At 77.8% G+C, this 4,577-nt stretch carries 2 protein-coding genes and 1 pseudogene; all 3 read left to right on the top strand.

Annotation, left to right across the window (positions count from 1 at the left end; all coding sequences use genetic code 11):
• Nucleotides 1-1,995: pseudogene (locus tag QJS33_RS30975) on the top strand (hypothetical protein); the annotation flags it as partial.
• Complete coding sequence (locus QJS33_RS30970) at nt 1,992-3,197, top strand: hypothetical protein (protein ID WP_372339751.1); 1,206 nt, start codon at nt 1,992-1,994, stop codon at nt 3,195-3,197. The pseudogene QJS33_RS30975 and the gene QJS33_RS30970, both read left to right, overlap by 4 nt.
• The coding region (locus QJS33_RS30965; RefSeq protein WP_306371622.1) for a GTPase-associated protein 1-related protein at nt 3,197-4,577 on the top strand (1,381 nt) is incomplete at its 3' end. The genes QJS33_RS30970 and QJS33_RS30965, both read left to right, overlap by 1 nt.

Here is a 4,577-nt window from a genome sequence, read left to right as displayed (position 1 = left end):
CTGCCGCCGCGCGAGGTGTGCGCCCGGGTGGAGGGGCGCGGTGCCGTGGTGGTGTGGCGGCCCAGCCCGAGCCTGGTGGGGCGGATCGGCTACCGGGTGCTGCGCCGGGTCGGCCGCGGCGGCCGGGAGGCGCCGGTCGGGGAGGTGACCGGGACGGAGTTCATCGACCCGGGGCTGCCGGTGGGTGCGGAGGTGCGGTACACGGTGGCGGCGGTGCGCGAGGGGCGGGGCGTCTCCGAACCGGTCGGGACCGGCCCGGTGCTGCTCGCCCCGGAGGTCGCGGACCTGTCCGTGCACGCGGGGGAGCTGGACGTGTCGGGGTCGTGGCGGGTGCCGCCGGAGGCGGTCCGGGTAGAGGTGGTGCGCGGCGAGGGCGCCCCGCCGCGGGGCGGCGACGGGGTCCGCGTGGTGACCGACGGGATGGGGTTCCGCGACCCGGACGTGCGCCCGGACGTGGAGTACTACTACCGGGTGCGGGCGGTGTACCTGACTTCGGGGGGTTCGGTCTGCGGCTCCGAGGGGCTGGTGCGCCGGGTGGTGCCGGGACCGCCCCCGCCACCGGTGGAGGACCTGCTGGTGGTCCCGGACGGCGACGGCGGGTTCACCGCGTCCTGGACCCCGCCGCCCCGCGGGCGCGTGTCCCTGCGCACCGCCCCCGTTCCGCCGCCCTGGTCCCCGGCCGCCCGCGTCCCCCCGGCCGACCTCGCCGCCCACGGCGCCCCCGTGCCCTTCACCGACCCGCCCGGTTCCGCGGCACCCGGTGCGCCCCGGACCGTATCCGTGACGTCTGGACAGCCCGCGGCGGACGCGGCCGGTGGGTCCACCGACACCGGTGGGGCCGCTGGGCCGAGAGCGATTCGCCGCGGACGGCACTCCGGCCGCCCACCGGTGACCGCAACGGTGACGCCTGCGCCGCCGAAGCCCACCGATGCCTCCGGGGCAGGGGTGACGCCTCACGGCCACGGCACGGTCCGGAAACCGGCAGCCGCCTCGGTGACGCCTGTGCCCTCTGGGACGGGCGACGCGTCCAAGGCGCCCCGCAACCGCGCGGCGGCCGATGCACCCGAGGCGACCGGAACCCCCGGGAAACCCGACGCACCCGGAACAGCCGACACACCCGAGACGACCCGCAACCGTGACGTGGCCGCTGCGCCCGGGACGGGCGATGCCGCCGGGAAACCCGACACCCCCGAGACGGGCAACGCACCCGAGACGACCCGCAACCGCGCGGCGGCCGATACGTCCGGGGCGGTCGATGCCGCCGGGCAGGCCGGCACGGCCGTGGCGAGGCCGGAGCGGGTGCGGGTGCGGGTCGAGCTGGCCGCGGGGACGCACCACGTGGTGGCCGTGACCTCGTACGGCGACCAGGCCGTGGTCGGCGGGTCCGTGCGGGTGGTGGCCGTGCCCGCGGTGGCCGGGCTGCACGCGCGGCGGTTCGGCGACCTGGTGCGGCTGGGCTGGACCTGGCCCGAGGAGGCGGCCGCCGCCCGGGTGTCCTGGCGCCCCCTGGAACCCGACGGTACGGCGGACGGCGGGGAGGCCCTCTGCGAGCGTCCCCGGTACGAGGCCGGGGGCGGGTTCGAGGCCCCCATGGGTCCCGGGCCGGTGCGGGTGACCGTGCGCGCCGTCGTCGGCGGCGCCCCGGGGCCGCCCGCCTCCCTCACCGTCCCCGGCGGTCCCGTGCTCGACTACCGCGTCGCCCCCGCCGGGCTGCTGCGCCGCGACCGGCGGGTCACCCTGGCCGCCCGCACCGACTGCACCGCTCCCCGCATCGCCGTCGTCTACGCCGAGGGCGGGTTCCCGCCGGACCGCGCCGACCAGGGCCGGGTGCTGGCCGTGTTCCCGACCCGGCGGCTCGCCGCGGGCCGGCGGCTGTCCCTGCGGGTCCGCCCACCCCGACCGGCCGGCCCCGCCTGGCTGGTGTGCCTGCCCCTGGGGGACGACGCGGACGGCATCCGCCTGTGCCAGCCCTCGGTGAAGGAACTCCGCCTGTGATCACACTCGACCGGCTGCGCCCGGCGCGCGGCGACCGCCTGGTGTGCCCCTACTGCTACACCCGGCTCACCGAACGCCTCATCCTGTTCCGCTGCACCGGCCGCCCCGGCCCCGACGGCGCCCAGTGCGCCCCTGTCGACGACGCGGCGATCCGCACCCACCTGGGCCGCCGCGAGCGCCTGCCGCCGGTGTTCGCCGCCGACGGCCGCCGCCCCCGCGCGGTGTGCCCCGACTGCGGCGCCGCCACCGCGACCCGGGTGTGCGTCACCTGCCACGCCAGGCTGCCGGTGAACTTCGGCCGTATCCCCGGCCGCCTCATCGCCCTGGTCGGCGCCCGCGAATCCGGCAAGACCGTGTTCATGACCGTGCTCATCCACGAGCTGATGCACCGGGTCGGCGCCCGCTTCCAGGCCTCCGTCGGCGGGTCCGACGACCACACCCGGCACCGCTTCCACACCGACTACGAGTCCCCGCTGTACGACGACGCCCGCCTGCTCGCCGCCACCCGCCGCACCGGAGCGGCCCGCGAGCCCCTGGTGTTCCGGTTCACGACCCGCCCGCGCGGCCCGTGGGCGCGCCGCCCCCGGCACACGCTGCTGTCGTTCTTCGACACGGCGGGCGAGGACCTCACCACGCAGGAGAGCGTGGAGACCAACCTGCGTTACCTCGACAACGCCGACGGCGTCATCCTGCTGCTGGACCCGCTGCGGATGCGGGGCGCCCGGGCCGAGGCCGCCCCCGGTACCCCCCTGCCGCCGCCCGAACGCGCCGAGCACCCGCCGTTGGACATGCTGAGCCGGGTCACCGACCTGCTGCTGCACCGGACCGGCTCGCCCTCGCGGCTCATCCCCGTTCCGATGGCGGTGTGCCTGACCAAGCTCGACGTGTTCCACGACGCGCTCGACCCGGGTTCGCCGCTGCGCCGCCCCCAGCCGGACGCCCCCTACTTCGACGAGTCCGACAGCCACGACGTGCACGTCCAGATCCGGCGGCTGCTGCACCGGTGGGACGGCGGCCGCATCGACGCGCACGTCACCAACCACTACGCCGACGCCCGGTACTTCGGGGTGTCGGCGCTCGGGCACGCGCCCGACGCCGAGCAGCGCCTGCGGGGCGGGGTGCGGCCCTACCGGGTCGCCGACCCGTTCCTGTGGATGCTCGGCGGTTTCGGTGTCGTCCCGTCCCGCGAAGGGCGGTCCTGATGGGTTTCGCGCAGCTCTACTACACCTCGTGCGAGCACGGGCTGTCGGGGTACGCGGGCTACCAGTTCAACGCGGCCACGCCGGGGGTGGACCAGCGGGTGCTGCGGGAGGTGGAGCGGTTCACCGTGTACGAGCCGCCCGGTGGCCGGGTGGAGGAGCACCCGGTGAACCTGTGCTACTCCCCCGACCTGGGTGGATACCCGGTGGTGAGCCGGATCGTGTCGTGCGGGCCGGACCCCTCGGGGCGGCCGGGCAACTACTTCGCGCACAGCCTGGTGGGGTCGGGCGGGCCGTTGGCGGCCGAGCTGTGGGACGCCGGGTTCTGGGTGTCGGCGCCGACGGCCGACCACGACCTGCCGGTGCTGGAGGTGCCCGGCGGCCCGCTGGGGCGGGCGCGCACCGACCCCTGGGTGCGCCGCCGCCCGCCGGAGCTGGTGGTGCGGCTGCTGGCCGCGGTGGACGCCGCGATCGGCGGGGAGCGGCCGGTGGTGCTGGTCGCCGACAGCGCGACGGTGGCGCACTGGGTGGCGGCGCTGGCGCACCTGCTGCCGCCGGACCGGGCCCGGAGCATGGCGTTCTCCACCTACAGCGCCAGTCCGCAGGAGACGTTCGCACACGTGGTGGGGGTGCCGCCGGGTGTCGACCTGGAACCGCTGCGGGGCCGGTTCACGGTGGTGGACCCGGTGGTGGGTGCGGCGGACGCGCTGCCCGCCCCGCCGCCCGCGAGCGGGGAGGCGGCCGCCCGGGCGGTGGCCGCGGGGACCGCCGGGGCCGAGGGGCTGTGGCGGTCGGCGCAGCGCTGCGCGGGGGGACGGGAGGCCTCGCTGGCGGACTGGCACCCGGTGCTGGTCGCCGCCGGCCTGCTCGCCGGTTCACCGCTGGCCGCCCCGTTCACCGGTGTGTCCGCGGCGGAGCTGCGCGCGGTGCGCGCCTGGCTCCCGGCCGCCGTGGAGTGGCTGCCCGCCGGGGACGCGGCGGCGCTGGTGGACCGGGTGGTGGACGACGCGGCGACCGACGCCCGCGTCCTGGCCGACCTACAGCGGGTGGCGCACCGGACGGGTTCGCCGGCGCTGATCGGCCGACTGGACCGGCTGCTGGTCCACCGCTGCCTGGACGGGATCGTGGCGGGGGCGGCGGCCCCGGCCGCGCTGCCCGCACGTTCCGAACCGGTGCGGGAGGCGGCCCGGGAACGGATCACCGACCTGCTCTCGGTGCCGTTCCCCGAACCGGCCGCCCCCGGCCGGGGCGGTGCCCCGGGGTGGACTCCGCCGGAGCGGGCGGTGGAGCTGCTGCGCTGGGCCCGGTCCTGCGGGCTGGTGCCGTCGGCCCTGGCGCTGGAGCGGTACGGGCACGGGGTGGTGGGCCCGCTGCTGGCGGCGG

Source organism: Nocardiopsis sp. CC223A (assembly GCF_030766825.1).
GTDB lineage: Bacteria > Actinomycetota > Actinomycetes > Streptosporangiales > Streptosporangiaceae > Nocardiopsis.
The sequence above is the reverse complement of the archived record's forward strand: the minus strand, read 5'-3'. Positions and strand labels throughout refer to the sequence as shown.